The sequence below is a fragment of the Afipia sp. GW822-FHT04G07 genome (assembly GCF_058800765.1).
This window is the reverse complement of the sequence record NZ_JBXAMP010000001.1, coordinates 3294556-3310126: the sequence shown is the minus strand read 5'-3', so window position 1 is coordinate 3310126 and position 15571 is coordinate 3294556. Positions and strand designations below refer to the sequence as shown.

The 15571-nt window shown below is 63.3% G+C and carries 12 protein-coding genes; 4 read left to right on the top strand and 8 right to left on the bottom strand.

Annotated features, from left to right (window positions below; genetic code table 11):
• The first annotated feature begins 10 nt into the window (after positions 1–10).
• The gene (locus AC1RKJ_RS16235) at positions 11–1033 is read left to right on the top strand and encodes a Fe(3+) ABC transporter substrate-binding protein (protein ID WP_492791951.1); all 1023 of its coding nucleotides are present in this window, start codon (positions 11–13) and stop codon (positions 1031–1033) included.
• Positions 1034–1061: 28 nt separating this feature from the next.
• The gene (locus tag AC1RKJ_RS16230; RefSeq protein ID WP_492791950.1) at positions 1062–2705 is read left to right on the top strand and encodes an ABC transporter permease; all 1644 of its coding nucleotides are present in this window, start codon (positions 1062–1064) and stop codon (positions 2703–2705) included.
• A 15-nt stretch (positions 2706–2720) separates the two neighbouring features.
• On the opposite strand, the gene AC1RKJ_RS16225 is transcribed toward AC1RKJ_RS16230, so the two are convergent.
• Complete coding sequence (locus AC1RKJ_RS16225) at positions 2721–3785, bottom strand: AI-2E family transporter (protein WP_492791949.1); 1065 nt, start codon at positions 3783–3785, stop codon at positions 2721–2723.
• A gap of 164 nt (positions 3786–3949) precedes the next feature.
• On the opposite strand from AC1RKJ_RS16225, the gene AC1RKJ_RS16220 reads away from it, so the two are divergent.
• Positions 3950–4537, top strand: coding sequence for a hypothetical protein (locus AC1RKJ_RS16220; protein WP_492791948.1), 588 nt, complete (start codon positions 3950–3952; stop codon positions 4535–4537).
• Between the two features lie 11 nt (positions 4538–4548).
• Here AC1RKJ_RS16220 and AC1RKJ_RS16215 read toward each other — a convergent pair whose 3' ends face one another.
• Both AC1RKJ_RS16215 and AC1RKJ_RS16210 read right to left on the bottom strand, forming a co-directional pair.
• Positions 4549–5199, bottom strand: coding sequence for a 3-oxoacid CoA-transferase subunit B (locus AC1RKJ_RS16215; RefSeq protein WP_492791947.1), 651 nt, complete (start codon positions 5197–5199; stop codon positions 4549–4551).
• Positions 5200–5223: 24 nt separating this feature from the next.
• The gene (locus tag AC1RKJ_RS16210; protein WP_492791946.1) at positions 5224–5925 is read right to left on the bottom strand and encodes a CoA transferase subunit A; all 702 of its coding nucleotides are present in this window, start codon (positions 5923–5925) and stop codon (positions 5224–5226) included.
• Positions 5926–6201: 276 nt separating this feature from the next.
• Here AC1RKJ_RS16210 and AC1RKJ_RS16205 point away from each other — a divergent pair, with 276 nt between their 5' ends.
• Entirely contained in the window at positions 6202–8319 is a 2118-nt protein-coding gene (locus AC1RKJ_RS16205) for an AsmA family protein (protein WP_492791945.1), read from the top strand.
• On the opposite strand, the gene AC1RKJ_RS16200 is transcribed toward AC1RKJ_RS16205, so the two are convergent.
• The 5 genes from AC1RKJ_RS16200 to AC1RKJ_RS16180 form a co-directional block, all read right to left on the bottom strand.
• Positions 8316–9131, bottom strand: a complete 816-nt coding sequence (locus tag AC1RKJ_RS16200) for an ABC transporter permease (RefSeq protein WP_492791944.1) — start codon at positions 9129–9131, stop codon at positions 8316–8318. The two genes, AC1RKJ_RS16205 and AC1RKJ_RS16200, sit on opposite strands and share 4 nt — an antisense overlap.
• Positions 9131–10042, bottom strand: coding sequence for an ABC transporter permease (locus AC1RKJ_RS16195; protein ID WP_492791943.1), 912 nt, complete (start codon positions 10040–10042; stop codon positions 9131–9133). Before AC1RKJ_RS16195 ends, AC1RKJ_RS16200 begins: the two co-directional genes overlap by 1 nt.
• Positions 10039–11154 carry an ABC transporter ATP-binding protein gene (locus AC1RKJ_RS16190; RefSeq protein ID WP_492791942.1) on the bottom strand — a complete coding sequence of 372 codons (1116 nt, stop codon included), beginning with the start codon at positions 11152–11154 and terminating at the stop codon, positions 10039–10041. Before AC1RKJ_RS16190 ends, AC1RKJ_RS16195 begins: the two co-directional genes overlap by 4 nt.
• On the bottom strand, positions 11151–12602 hold the full coding sequence (locus AC1RKJ_RS16185; RefSeq protein ID WP_492791941.1) for a glycerol-3-phosphate dehydrogenase: 1452 nt from the start codon (positions 12600–12602) through the stop codon (positions 11151–11153). The genes AC1RKJ_RS16190 and AC1RKJ_RS16185 overlap by 4 nt, the downstream gene beginning before the upstream one ends.
• Before the next feature lie 64 nt (positions 12603–12666).
• Positions 12667–15378: a sensor domain-containing protein gene (locus tag AC1RKJ_RS16180; protein ID WP_492791940.1), complete on the bottom strand. Its 2712-nt coding sequence runs from the start codon at positions 15376–15378 to the stop codon at positions 12667–12669.
• Positions 15379–15571: the final 193 nt, after the last annotated feature.

The window sequence follows — 15571 nt, the reverse complement described above, 5'->3', positions numbered from 1 at the left end:
GAGTTTCACTATGTCACGATCCTGCCTTCTCGCCGCTACCGCCCTCGCAGCAGCGATGATCTTGAATACTGCCGCATTCGCCCAGTCCGGCGAGGTCAACGTCTACACCTATCGCGAGACCAAGCTGGTGCAGCCGCTGTTCGACGCCTTCACCAAGGACACCGGCATCAAGGTCAACGTCGTCTCCGCGAGTTCCGGTCTCGAACAGCGCATGAAGGCCGAAGGCGCCAACAGCCCCGCCGACGTGCTGCTGACGGTGGACATCGGCCGCATCGACGAAGCCGTGCAGGCTGGCGTGACCCAGCCGATCAAGTCAGAGGCGCTCGACAAGATCGTGCCGGCGCAATATCGCGATCCGGACGGTCACTGGGCCGGCATCTCGATGCGCGCGCGCGTGATCTACGCCTCGAAGGATCGCGTGAAGCAGGATGCCATCACCTACGAAGAACTCGCCGATCCGAAATGGAAGGGCAAGATCTGCATCCGCTCCGGCCAGCACATCTACAATAACGCGCTGTTCGCGGCCTACGTCGCCCATCACGGCGAGGCCAAGGCCGAGGAATGGCTGCGCGGCGTGAAAGCCAATCTCGCGCAGAAGCCGTCGGGCGGCGACCGCGAAACCGCGCGCGACGTGGCCGCCGGCAAATGCGACCTCGGCATCGGCAACACCTATTACTGGGCGCTCATGATGGACAAGGACCCGGACAAGAAGCCTTGGGCCGAAGCGACCAAGGTGATCCTGCCGACATTCGCGGGCGGCGGCACCCACGTGAACCTGTCGGGCGTGCTGCTGGCGAAGAACGCGCCGAACCGCGCCAACGGCGTCAAGCTGATCGAGTGGCTTGCCGGTGAACAGGCCCAGAAGATCTATGCCGACGCCAACTACGAGTATCCAGTTCGCGCCGGCGTCGCGATCAATCCGACCATCGCCGGTTACGGCAAACTGAACGCCGACACCTTGCCGATTGCGAAGATCGCCGCCAGCCGCAAGGCCGCCTCGACGCTGGTCGACAAGGTGGGCTTTGACAATTGACGCGTAACGCGCGGCGATTGTTCTCAACGTGACCGCCGCGCGCGTCGCACAACCTGCCGTCTCGGCGCTCGCGGTCTTCACCGCGGCGCTGGTCGCGCTGCCGGTGATCGCCATTGTGGTGCTCGCAGCACAGCCGGCCCCCGGCCTCTGGCAACATCTGATCGACTACGTGCTGCCGCTGGCGCTGCGCGACACAGCCCTCCTGCTGTTCGGCGTCGGTCTGGTTGCATTGGCCGCGGGCGCTGGAACCGCATGGCTGATTTCGCTGCATGACTTTCCCGGTCGCGGATTGATGCTCTGGCTGCTGCCGCTGCCGCTTGCGATCCCGACCTACATCGCAGCGTATGTCTACGTCGACCTGTTCGAGCCCCTCGGCCTCGTACATCGCACGCTGACGCTGTGGCTTCCGCCGCGCGATGCGCTGACGCTGCTGCCAAATCTCCGCTCGCTGCCCGGCGCGATCATCATCATCGGCATCGTGCTTTATCCCTATGTTTATCTCTCCGCGCGCGCGACGTTCCAGTTGCAGAGCGCGGAATTCGCCGAAGCCGCACGAACGCTGGGCGCGAGCCGCTGGAATGTGTTCCGGCGCATCTCGCTGCCGATGGCGCGTCCGGCGCTGGCCATCGGTCTCGCTCTTGTCGCGCTGGAAACGCTGAACGACATCGGCGCCAGCGAATATCTCGGCGTGCGTACTCTCACCGTGTCGATCTTCACGACATGGCTCAACCGCGGCAGCCTGGCCGGCGCGGCGCAGTTGTCATGTCTCGTGCTGGTCATCGTCGCCGGACTGATCGCGCTGGAGCGCTATGGACGCCGCAACGCCGTCACCGAATTTTCCTCGGAAAGCCCGCGGCTGACGGCCCGCACGACACTGGGCGGAATCAAGGCCTGGCTGGCGTGCGCCGCCTGCGCCCTGCCGGTGCTGTTCGGCTTCGTCATCCCGCTGCTGTTTCTTCTGCATCAAAGCGTGCGCCGTTCGCTGCTGACCGTCGATGCCGCGATCTGGCGCGATGCGCTCAACTCGGTCACCTTCGCGGCGCTCGCCACGCTCGTCGCGCTGGCGCTCGGTTTCGCGACGATCCTTGCAACGCGCTGGCGTCCGAGTGCGTGGCGGTCGTTCGTCGCCAATATCGCGCACACGGGCTACGCGCTGCCCGGGCTGGTGCTGGCGCTCGGCCTGCTCACGCCGGTGCTGACCATCGACAACGCACTGAACACGCTTGCCGCCTGGCTCGGATTGGCATTGCCCGGTCTCGTCCTGATGGGCTCGGGTGCGGCGGTGGTGAGCGCCTATGTCATTCGCTTTCTCGCGGTGCCGACGGGCTTCATTCGTGCGGGCTTCGAGCGGATTCCCCGCGACTATGACGACAGCGCGCGCAGCGCCGGCGCGAGCGACATGACCGCAGTGAAACGCATCCACCTGCCGCTGCTGCGTCCGGCTTTGCTGGGTGCGGCGATCGTCGTGTTCGTCGATTGCCTGAAGGAATTGCCGGCGACGCTGCTGCTGCGCCCGCTCAATGTGGAGACGCTGGCGACCTCGATCTATCAGTATGCCAGCCGCGGCAGCTTCGAGGACGGCGCACTCGCCGCCCTGCTGATCGTCGCGGCCAGCATCGGGCCGGTGGCGTGGCTGACCCGGTTCTCCGATATTCCGCAGGGACCCGCGTAAGACCGCCAGAGACGATCAGATCGCATCGGCCTGATCGGTCTTTCGCGATGTCGAAAGAATATCCCACACCGCGATGAACATCGCGGCGATGACCGGGCCAATGACAAAGCCGTTGAGTCCGAAGGCTTCGATGCCGCCCAGCGTCGAGATCAGCACCACATAGTCCGGCAGCTTGGTGTCCTTGCCCACCAGCATCGGGCGCAGCAGGTTGTCGACGAGGCCGATGACCAGAAAGCCATAGGCGATCAGGATCGTGCCTTGTACGAACGAGCCCGTCGCCAGCAGATAGAGCGCGACCGGCATCCAGACCAGCCCTGCGCCGACGGCCGGCAGTAGCGACAGGAACGCCATCAGCACCGCCCATAGCAACGCCGCATGGATGCCGAGCAACCAGAAGATCACGCCGCCAAGCGCGCCCTGCGCCAGGGCAACCAGAAGACTGCCCTTCACCGTGGCGCGGATCACGACGGTGAATTTCTCCAGCAGCGCATCGCGTAGTTCGGCGCGCAACGGAATGGCGTCCTTGATCCGCCGCGACAGCGTGTTGCCGTCACGGAACAGGAAGAACAGCAGATAAAGCATGATGGTGGCGTTGAGGATGAAGTCGAATGTGCTCTGGCCGATGTTCAATGCCTGGGCTGCGATCTGCTGGCTGCCCTTGAGCAGACCGGCGGAGATTTTCTCCTGCATTCCGCCAAGGCTGGCGATGCCGAAACGGTCGAGCACGCCGGTCGCCCATTGCGGCAACGCGTCGAGGATCTGCTGAAACAGCTTGACGAAGTCGAGTTCACCGGACTGCACCTTCCCGAACACGACAGCCGCCTGCTGAGTCAGCGACGCCGCGATCAGCGTCAGCGGCAAGATCACGATCAGGATCACCAGCACGATCATCGCCAATGCGGCCAGGGTGGGTTGCTGCGGAATCTTCCGCAGCAGCCGCCGGTACAATGGCGCGAACATGATGGCGATGACCACGCCCCAAAGGATCGCTCCATAGAACGACGTGAGAATCCAGCCGAAGGCCAACGACACCACGACGATCAGAATCAGAAAGGCCTTGTCTTCAATACTGCCGCGCATGTTGTTGTCCTTGTTCGGGTCCGATACGGACCACGTTCGGGACAAAATGCAAGGGCCTCAATGTAACAGGCGGTTACACCGCTCAGTCCCCGAAAACGGATAGTCTCTGGAACCGTTTCCTTTTGGCTGTGCTTGGGCTCACCGCAACGCTATAATGCTGCGCGATGATGAATGCTCTGAAATATCGAGTCGCAGCCAAACGGGGGCTTGCCCTCGCTGCCGTGCTGTATCTGACGGCGACTGCCGCTCAGGCCCAGGTGGCGCCAATCCGGTACTGGATTCCTGGTGGACCTTTCGGACTCGGTGGCGAGACCACGACGCAATATTGGGGAAGTACGCCGGACGAGGACGGCTTCCGCAAGGGCTTTTCGTTCAGCAGTTACAGCATGCCGGCAAATTCATTCACCGGCGGCTTTGGCGCGAGCGCATTTGCCGGCGGCAGCGGGTTGTCGTCCGACGGCGCGCAATACGCCTACAGCTTCAAGAGCCTCGGCGACACGCCGGTCACACTCTTCGGAGGCGTCAGTTCGCTTCGAACGACGCCGGACGTATTTACATCGCTCGTCACGCCTGGCTTCGAGCGGAGCAGCACGCTTGCCACAAGCATCAACGCCGGAGTCGAATTCAAACCGACTTCGAACCTCAGCCTGTCGCTTTCAGCCGGTTACGTGCAGCCGTCTGCGACCTTCGGCAACGACATGCGTTCGTTATTGCCGTCCGCGCAAAATCCCGGCTTTCTCGGCCGGCGATAGCGTTAAATCACTCAGGCGTTCTTCAGCGCGACGCGGAAGCTGGCCTCGGTCTTGGACTTTACTTCGTCGAGCGTGACGCCATCGGCGAGTTCGATCAGCGCCATGCCGTCCTTGCCGTGCTTGTCGATGGTGAACACGGCAAGATCGGTGACGACCATGTCCACCACGCGCTCGCCGGTCAGCGGCAGGTTGCAGCGGTGCAGCAGCTTCGGGCCATCCTTGGCGGAATGTTCCATCACCACGACCACGCGCTTGACGCCGGCGACGAGATCCATTGCGCCGCCCATGCCCTTGACCATCTTGCCCGGGATCATCCAGTTGGCGAGATCGCCGTTCTCGGCCACCTGCATCGCGCCGAGGATCGACAGATCGATGTGACCGCCGCGCACCATCGCGAACGAGTCCGCGCTGGAGAAATAGCTGGTTTCGGGAAGTTCGGTGACCGTCTGCTTGCCGGCGTTGATGAGGTCGGGATCTTCCTCGCCCTCATACGGAAACGGACCCATGCCGAGCATGCCGTTCTCGCTCTGCAGCGCGACGTCGACGCCCTCGGGAATGAAGTTGGAAACCAGCGTCGGAATGCCAATGCCAAGATTGACGTAATAGCCGTCGCGCAATTCCTTCGCGGCACGGGCTGCCATCTGTTCACGGGTCCAGGCCATGGGACTCTCCTTTGAAGGGTCTGTTTACGCGCGCTTGCGCAGGGTGCGCTGTTCGATCCGCTTCAGCTTCGGATCGACCGCAATGATGCGCTTCACGAAAATGCCGGGGGTGTGGATGTGATCGGGATCGATCTCGCCCGCAGGCACCAGATGCTCGACTTCCGCGACGGTGACCTTCGCGGCGGTCGCCATCATCGGGTTAAAGTTGCGCGCGGTCTTGCGGTACACGAGGTTGCCCGCGGTATCGCCCTTCCAGGCGTGGACGATGGCGAGATCGGCGACAAGGCCGGTCTCCATGATGTACTTCTCGCCGTTGAACTCGCGCACTTCCTTGCCTTCCGCAATCAGCGTGCCGACACCGGTCTTGGTGAAGAACGCCGGAATGCCCGCGCCGCCGGCGCGAATGCGCTCAGCCAGCGTGCCCTGCGGATTGAATTCCAGTTCGAGTTCGCCCGCGAGATACTGCTGCGCGAACAGCTTGTTCTCGCCGACATAGGACGAGATCATTTTCTTGATCTGGCGGGTTTCCAGCAGGCGGCTGAGGCCAATGCCATCGACGCCGGCGTTGTTGGAGACAACCGTCAGGTTCTTCACCCCGGACTCGCGCAGCGCGTCCGACAGCACCTCTGCGATGCCACATAGGCCGAAGCCGCCCGACATGATCATCATGCCGTCTTTGAGAACGCCATCGAGCGCGGATTTCGCGTCGGGATAAACCTTGTTCATGGGGATGCAACCTGATGGAGGAAAAGTGGCGGCCCAAAGAAGCGAACTTCGGATCCGGGAGACCTGGAGGCGACTGCTTGGGGCGATTATTAGGCGAAATCTTCAAGAGACGTCAATCGCGGCGCCATTCCCGCTCTCCCGAAGGTGCGCAGATGCGTCAATAGGGCCGCAGATGGCCTTGAAAGCGTCAAGAAAAGCAATCAAGTTGCGGCCTGCGCTGCGGCGGGACACCCGCCAACATTTCCACCGCAACCTTACCGGATGAACTCATTGACGATGGCCCAAGGGATAAAGCGCCTGGGGATGCCCATTGCGGCATTGCTCGCCGCCGCGCTGATCGGCTTGATCGCCATTTCGTGGATGATCGACCAGAATGCCGTGCGGCTGTCCGTCGAACAGCAGATTCGCGCCGCCACCGGCCTCGATCTCAAGGTCAACGGCAATGTCAGTATCTCGGTATTCCCCGGCAGTTCCGTCACGCTGCGCGATGTCGGGCTGAAGGGCTCCGGTTCGCGCGGCAGCGTCGACGAGCCGTTGACCGTCGCTGAACTGACCGCCCACCTGCGCCTGCTGCCGCTGTTGATGCGGCGCTACGAGATCGCCGACGTGATGCTGCAGCATCCGCGCATCAATGTGAGGCGCACTGCCGAGGGCGGCAGCAATTGGACCGCCATCGTCGAGACACTCGCCCGCACCATGAAGCCCGGCATCGACAGCCCGGTGTCGTTCTCCGAAATCCGCATCAAGGACGGCGTCCTCAATTACGTGAACGAAGCGCGTGATTTGAACGAAACCGTCAGCGGCATCGACCTGTCGCTGGCGTGGCCGTCGATCTCGCGCTCCTTTGCCGCCACCGGCGAGTTCGACTGGCGCGGCGAACGCATAGACGGCAGCCTCAGCATCGCCGATTTCGGCGCAGCCTTGTCCGGCGATCGCTCCGGCATCAAGGTCCGGATCGCAGGCGCGCCGCTGAAATTCGCATTCGACGGTGCAATCGCCAACCGCACCAGCCTGCTGATGGAAGGCACTGTGACCGCCGACAGCCCGTCGCTGCGCAATGCGCTGCGCTGGGCCGGACAGGCCACACCCGGCACCGGCGGTCTGGGACGGTTTTCGCTCAAGGCCCGCACCAACGTCGTGGGTGAATCGATTGCACTGACCAACGTCAATCTCGAACTCGACGGCAACACCGCCGAGGGCGTCATCACCTACAGCAACAATGACCGGCAGACCGTGCAGGCCACGCTTGCCGCCGACGCGCTCGACTTTACACCTTACATCGACACCGTTCGCCTGCTTGCCAGCGGCGCGCGCGACTGGAACCGGCAGTTGTTCGACCTGCGCGGACTGTCCGCCACCGATCTCGACATGCGCCTGTCGGCTGCAAAGGTGACCATCGGACCTTCCAAACTCGGGCGCACCGCACTCGGTGCCAACCTGCGCAACGGCACGCTGGCGCTCAGCATCGGCGAAGCGCAGATCTACGGCGGTATCCTCAAGGGATCGCTCGGGATCGCAAGGATCGACACCGACGCCGACGTGAAGGCGCAATTCCAGTTTACCGATGTCGATCTTGCAAGCACCGCCAGCGAACTGTTCGGTATCGGCAGGCTGAGCGGACGCGGCAATCTCAATTTCGCGCTGGAAGCCACCGGCGCCAGTCCGTTCGCGCTGGCGCAGTCGCTCGACGGCACGGCAACATTGACGGGTCACGACGGCGCGATCGGCGGGCTCAATGTCGAACAACTGTTGAAGCGGCTGGAGCGCCGGCCCCTGTCCGGCGCAGGCAACTTCCGCAACGGTTCGACGCCATTCGATTCGCTCGACATCGCCATCCGCTTCAAGGACGGCGTCGCGACCGCCGAGGATGCGCAACTCGTGGGACAGACCACCCGCGTGATGCTCACGGGCACGGCGTCGGTGCCGTCGCGCGAGTACGATCTGAAAGGCGTTGCCAGCCTGATCGCTGCGAGCGATGCACCGCCGGCGTTTCAATTGCCGTTCGTGGTGCAGGGCCCGTGGGATGATCCGCTGATTTTCCCGGATTCGGATTCGCTGATCCGCCGTTCGCCCGCGTCCGCGCCGCTGCTTGACTCCTTGAAGGACCGCAAGACGCGCGACGCGGTGAAATCTGTGATCGACCGCTTCACCGGCGGCCGGAAAGCGCCCGCAGCACCTCCCGCGCAGCCGCAAGCGGCGATCCCGCAGCCCGTGCTGCCCGCGCCCGTTGCCCCGGCTGCTCCTGCGGCAACGCCGGTGCCGGTCGCAGAGACACCGACGCCCGCTCCTTCTTCGGCTGATACTGCGCCCAGCGCATCAGCACCACCTGCCGAAGCGCCTGCGGTTGCATCTCCCCCGGCCGCCGCGGATTCCGCGCCAGCAAGAGCAGACTAAAGCGGCGCTGCGCTTTCGCCCTGCTCGCTCGTGAGCTTGGACGCCAGCGACGCAGCAATAATCACCAGCGCGACCGCTCCGATCACAAGCGTGCAAATCGCGTTGATCTCCGGCTTCACGCCAAGGCGCACCTCCGAATAGATCCGGATCGGCAGCGTCGCCGAGCCCGGTCCGGTGGTGAAGCTCGCAATCACCAGGTCATCGAGCGACAGCGTGAAGGCCAGCATCCAGCCCGCCGCAATCGACGGCAGGATCAGCGGCAGCGTCACCGCGGTGAACGCCTGCACCGGCGAGCATCCGAGATCCATCGCGGCTTCTTCGAGGCTGCGGTCGAGCGCGCCCAGTCGCGACTGCACCACCACCGCGACGAAGCACATGGTCAGCGTGGTGTGCGCGATGGTCACGGTCCAGAAGCCTCGTCCGGCGTCGAGCGCGACGAACAGCAGCAGCAACGAAAGCCCTGTGATGACTTCCGGCATGACTAGCGGCGCATAGAGCATCCCGGAAAACAGCGTGCGGCCCCTGAAGCGTTCGCCGCGCGAGAGCGCCACCGCCGCCAGCGTGCCAAGCACGGTTGCCGCCGTCGCCGAACAGAACGCCACGCGCAGGCTCATCCAGGCTGCCGACAGCATCGCCTCGTCGTTGAAGAACTCGGTGTACCAGCGCAGCGACCAGCCGCCCCACACCGTCACCAGACGCGAGGCGTTGAACGAATAGATCACGAGGATCGCGATCGGCAGATACAGGAACGCCAGCCCCAGCGCGACCGACGCCATGTTGAAAGTCGACAGGCGTGCCTGACGAATGGCCATCACTGCGCCTCCAGATGGCGGCGCTGCAGTTTCTCGTAGATCAAGAGCGGCACCAGCAGGACCGCCAGCAGCACGATGGCGATGGCGGAGGCCACCGGCCAGTCCTTGTTGGTGAAGAACTCCAGCCACAGCGTCTGGCCGATCATCATGCGGTCGGACCCCGCCAGCAGATCCGGAATCACGAATTCGCCGACGATGGGAATGAAGCACAACAGCACGCCCGCGCCGATCCCCGGCAGCGACAGCGGAAGCGTCACCAGCCAGAACGCCTTGATGCGCGAGCAGCCGAGATCGGCGGCGGCTTCCAGCAGCGTGTCGTCCATCTTCGACAGCGTCGCGTAGAGCGGCAGGATCATGAACGGAAAGTATGAGTAGACCATGCCGAGATACATCGCGGTGTCGGTGGAGAGCCATACCAGCGGCTTGTCGATGACGCCCAGCGCAAGCAGCGCCTTGTTGAGCAGGCCGTCGTGCTGGAGCACGTTGATCCACGCATAGATACGAATGAGGAACGAGGTCCAGAACGGCACGATCACCAGCATCATCGCCACCGGCTGCCATCGTTGCGGCAGCCGCGACATGCCGTAGGCGACCGGATAGCCGATCAGCAGCAGAATGGCGGTCGAGGTGATCGCCACCACAAGACTGCGGACATAAGAGAAAATATAGAGATCGTCCGCCGCCAGCAGTTTGAAGTTTTCAAAAGACAGCCCGGACAGTCCGGCCTTGAACGTCTCCCAGCCGGCCGCAAGATCGAACACAGGCACGTAAGGCGGCTGCGCGATGGCGGTTTGCGACAGCGCGATCTTCAGCACGAAGCCGAACGGCACCAGAAAGAACAGCGCCATCCAGAAATATGGCGCAAGCGCCGCGAGCCGCGCCGGACGGGTGAAAATGCGGCGCGCGCTCATCGGTCCAGCACCACGACATCGTCGGGCGCGAACGACAGGCTCACCCGCTGTCCAGCCGCAAAGCCGTCGACCGCCGCCCGGGTTGCGTTGGCGCGTGAAACCTTGAGGGTCACGCCGCCATCAAGCCTGATGCGGTAGATCGAAATTCCCCCGATATAATTGACGTCGGTCAACACACCCGCGAACGAGTTTCCCGCGCCTGCACCTCCCCCATCGCCGCCTGTGAGCGCTATTTTTTCCGGGCGAATCGCAAGACACACCGCATCCCCCACGCTGACGGCCTGGGTGCGACCGACAACGATCGTTCCCGCCTCAGCGGTTGCGACAACCACGCGATCGAGCTCGCGGTGAATCGCACTCACGCGGCCTTCAATCAGATTGATGTCGCCGACGAAGCCCGCGATCCAGCGCGAATTCGGTGCTTCATAAAGCTGGCGCGGCGGCGCGACCTGCACAAGGCGGCCCTTGTCCATCACGCCGATGCGGTCAGCGACCGTCATCGCTTCTTCCTGATCGTGGGTGACGATGATGAAGGTCATACCAAGGCGGCGCTGCACCTCCATCAACTCGGCCTGAGTGCTCTCGCGCAGCTTTTTGTCGAGCGCGGCAAGCGGCTCGTCGAGCAGCAGCACCCGCGGACGCCGCGCCAGCGAGCGCGCCAGCGCCACCCGCTGGCGTTGCCCTCCGGACAGTTGATCGGGACGCCGCGCTTGCAAGCCTTCAAGGCGCACCAGCCCAACCATCTCCGTGACCCGCGCCGCGATTTCGTCCTTCGGCAGCCCTGCTCGCTTGAGACCGAACGCGATGTTGCCCTCGACGGTGAGGTGCGGAAACAGCGCGTAGCTCTGGAACATCATGTTGACGGGACGCTCGTGCGGCAGCACGTGCGCGATGTCCTCGCCATCGAGGTGGATCGCGCCGGCATCAGGCGTCTCGAACCCGGCCAGCATCCGCAGCAGCGTGGTCTTGCCGCAGCCTGATGGGCCCAGCAGCGCGAAGAATTCGCCGGCTGCGATGTCGAGGGACAGATCGTCCACCGCCGTGAAGCCGCCGAAGCGCTTCACCACCGACGCGATCCGCAGCAGGGGCTTTCGATCCACGCCGACAGTCATGCCGCAGCCATGAACGTTTCGAGCGCAGCGCGATCCTGCCGCGGCATCGTGAGACCGAGCTTCGAGCGCCGCCATAAAATGTCATCGGCGAAGCGGGCAAATTCCGTCGTCATGAGATAACGCACCTCCGAGCCGGTGAGGTCATCGCCGAACCGGGGACCAAGGTCATCCATGCTTTTTGCCGCACCCAGAATCCGGTCGGCCCGCGTGCCGTAGGCTTCCACCAGCCGTCGTGCATGACGCTCGCCAAGAAACGGCCAGCGCTTCCGGAGACTCTCGATCTGATCGTCCAGCGTATCGAATTCGAAATCGCCGCCCGGCAGCGGCGCGATTGCGGTCCAGGGCCGCATCGGCGATGGCTTGAACGCCGGTGTCAGCCGCGCCAGCGCAATTTCCGCGCGACGGCGCGCAAGGGTGGTGACGCCGCCGGTCACGGTCAACAGCGGCGCCTTGCCGGACTTGCGGTCGAGTTTCATGAAGCCATCGGGACTGCCGGTCACGTGACCGCAGGCCATCGCGTAGAGGGCATGGGCGGGCTCGACCGGTTCACGAAAATAGCGGCTGGCCGCCGTGCAGAGGTCGGCGATGTCGTCAGCGCCCGCCGACAGGGCCGCCGGATCTCCGGTGAGGCTCCGCTCGGATGTGCCGATCAAGGTGAAGTCACGGTGATACGGAACGGCGTAAATCATCTGGCGGCCGCCGTTCTGGAGAACGTAGACATCGTCACGATCGAACATCCGCTTCACGACGATTTGGCTGACTTTCGCGAAACTCGCTTGAACGGCAGGCAAATGCAAGACGGTTTCAGCCACGGCGCGCGTCCATGCACCGCTCGCATTCACCAGCGCCCGCGCGATAACGGTCTCACGCCGGCCGCGGTTGACGACAGTGAGTTTCCAGACGTCCGAGCGATCCGCCCACACGCAGCGCGCGCCGGTCAGGATCGCGGCGCCTCGGGCGGCGGCGTCGACGGCGTTCAGCATGACAAGCCGCGATTCATCCACGGTGCAATCGGACCAGGCCAGCGCCAGTCCGAGCGAGCGCTTGAGCGGATGACCGGCGGTATGAATCGTCAGGTCGAGCGCCTCGGATCGCGGCAGAGCGCTTCGCGGCGCGAGCCGATCGTAAACATGAAGGCCCGCGCGCAGTATGGCCGGCGGCCTCTCGTCAGCATGAACCGGCAGGACAAAGCAAACAGGGCGCACCAGATGAGGTGCTGCGCGCAGCGCGGTGTCCCGTTCGGCCAGCGCACGGCGAACCCGCAACGCATGTCCCCGCTCGAGATCGATGAAATTGCCGTGCATCAGGTGCGGAGCCGCCGCCGCCGCGCCACCGCCGAGATCGTTCTGCTCGAACAGCGCGACCCGCAGCCCGCGCCCGGCGGCATCGCGCGCGATACAGACGCCGTTGAGGCCGCCCCCGATAATCGCGATGTCGACATCAGCCATACCGCGATGATCTCCGACGGTCATCGTCGCGAGTCAAGCCTTGCAGGTTTGAAGGGCAATCGCGTCAGCCGACCATGCGCGGTATTTTTGTCACGAGCGACACGGTCTTTTCGCGACCGATCCATTCCGCGTAGTCCGCCATCGGCGCAGGCTTGCCGAGGAAATAACCCTGTACCTGATCGCAGGCCTCGTCCGCGAGGAAGGACAGTTGTTCCTGCGTCTCGACGCCTTCGGCGACGATGGAAATGTTGAGGCCGTGGCCAAGGCCGATCATGGCGCGGATGATGGCTGCGGACTGCGTGTTGCGCCCGAGATTCATCACGAAGGCGCGGTCGATCTTGATCTTGTCGAACGGGAACGACTGCAGATAGGTCAGCGATGAATAGCCGCTGCCGAAATCGTCCATCGCGATCCGCACGCCGAGCGCCTTCAGCCGCCGCAGCAGCGACAGCCCGCGGTCGAAGTCCTCGATCAGCACGCCTTCGGTGATTTCGAGTTCCAGCCGGCCGGGCGCGAGACCGGTCTCGAGCAGGATCGAATGGACCAGACCGACCAGATCGCCGTGCATGAATTGCGCGGGCGACAGATTGACCGCGATCTGCAGATCCTTCGGCCAGGACGCCGCCTCGCGGCAGGCCTCCCGCAAAATCCACTCACCCATTTCGACGATCAGGCCACTCTCTTCCGCCAGCGGGATGAATTCGCTGGGCGGCACGAAGCCGCGCACGGGATGAACCCATCGCGCCAGCGCTTCAAAGCCGAGAACATGATCGGTGACGATCTTGTGGCGCGCGCGCGCCTGCGGCTGATAGTGAAGCGACAATTCGCCGTTTCGGATCGCGGTCGACAGATCCTGATGTAGCGCGCGGCGGTCGCGCACCTGCTGGTCCATTTCCGCGGCATAGAAGCTGACGGAGCCGCGTGATTTCGCCTTGGCGCGGAACAGCGCAGCGTCGGCATTGGCGAGAAGTTCTTCGGCGGTGCCGCCGTTGCGAGGGAAAATGGAAATGCCGGTCGTCAGCCCCATGCGAAGCGAGCGGCCATCGATCACGATTTCCTCGCGCATCGTTTCCAACAGACGGTTCGCGAGGTTTAGCGCGGCTTCCGGCTGCGCACCGTCGATGATCAATCCGAATTCGTCGCCGCTCAGACGTGCAACAACTCCGCCCTGGACGGCCTTCTCGATCCGGCGCGATACCTCGATCAGCAGCTTGTCGCCGACCTCGTGGCCGAACACGTCGTTGATTTCCTTCAGCCGATCGAGGTCGATCGAGAGGACCGCGAATTCCTCGGTGGTGTCCTTGCAGGCCTCGATCATCTGCGACAGCGCCAGCAGGAAGGCCGCGCGGTTCGGCAGGTCCGTCAGTGAATCGTGATAGGCCATGTGGGCCATGCGCGATTCGGTTTCACGGCGATCGGTGATGTCTTCGTTGGTCTTGATGAGATATTGCGGCTCGCCGTTCTCGTCGAGAACCGTGACGCGCCGCGTCAGGAACAGCCGCAGTCCGTTTTCCGTCTGGATCGGATGCTCTTCAGTGACGATGCCCTTCTTGCGGACGGCGTCCTCGTCACGCTTGAGGATGAATTTCGCGTCGGTCGGATTGTAGATGTCCTCGAGCTTGCGGCCGATCACGTCTTCGCGGCGGACGCTCAGCGTCGCCTCGGCGCTGCGGTTGGCGAGAACATACTGGCCGTCGCTCAGCCGCTTGACGACGAGCGCGACCGGAACGTTGTCGACGACCAGTTCCAGGAATTGCTTGGCGCTCTGAATCTCGCGCGAGAGAGACCGCCGCTCGGTGACATCCTCGAACAATGAGACGAGGAACTCGGGCTCGTTCTTCTCATTGCGTGCGATCACGCGGTTACACGCCACAAGACGCTTGCCGCCGCGGTGCTGAATCGACAGTTCGGTGCGCGTTTGACTCGATAACGAGGCGACGGCTGCCTGATCGGCCTCGACAACGGCCTGGGCCGCTTCCGGGACATAAACGCTGGCCGCCGTATTGCCGATGATCTGGTCGCGGCTCATGCCGGCGAATTGCTCGAACGCCCGGTTGGCGAGAATATACCTGCCATCATCGATGGTTTTCGCCGCGACACAGACCGGAATGTTATCGATCACGGATTCGAGGAAGTTCTTGTTCTTTGCAAGTTCCTTGGCGAGCTTGCGCTGCGTCGTGCAATCCTCGTGCGTCGATACCGTTCCGCCATTGGCCAGTTTGCGATGCCTGACGACGATCGAGCGGCCATCCGAGAGTTCGCAGATGTGACCCTCTGGATGTTCGACGTTGCGATAATAAATGTCCAACAGACCGTCGAACGTCCCGCGCTGCTTTCGCAAATCCAGAAGATCGGGGCCGGTCATTCCGGGGAAAAGATCGAAGCGATCGAGGCCATAGATCTTCAGGTAATGGTCATTGCAAAACACGACGCGCTTGTGCGCATCAAGCATCACAATGCCTTGGGTCAGATTGTTCAGGGCGCTGGAGACAAAGGCGGCGCGGCGGATATTGGCGTGGCGCGCCCGTCGCAACGCGGTCGTCACCCACAGGATGACCGCGGCGAGGAACGCAACGATCACGAAGCCGCCGATCAGCACCTGCCATACGATGGCGGTGCGCGCGCTTTCCATCGACATGGCCGAAAATGAGCCGTCGGGATTGGCGACAATCTGCGCCCAAGCGTTCTCGCACGTCGAAATCAGGACGCACAGGCACACAGCGGCCCACGCCGGGCTCACTGCGGTCGCTCGTGCTTGCTTCTGCCAGCAGGTCATTACCATTCCGCGGAATTCTTCGCGGACACTCTCTGGTTGTACCCCTTTGAATCGGGTAAACGCGTACTCCCCGCCCCGCAGATTGTGACTTAAATGCGGGCAAATGGCCGTCTATGCTTAACCAAGTCCTAACGCAGCAAGTCCCTGGAGTGCTCGCGGTCCCGCGCGCTGTACATAAAGTGAGCATGAATCA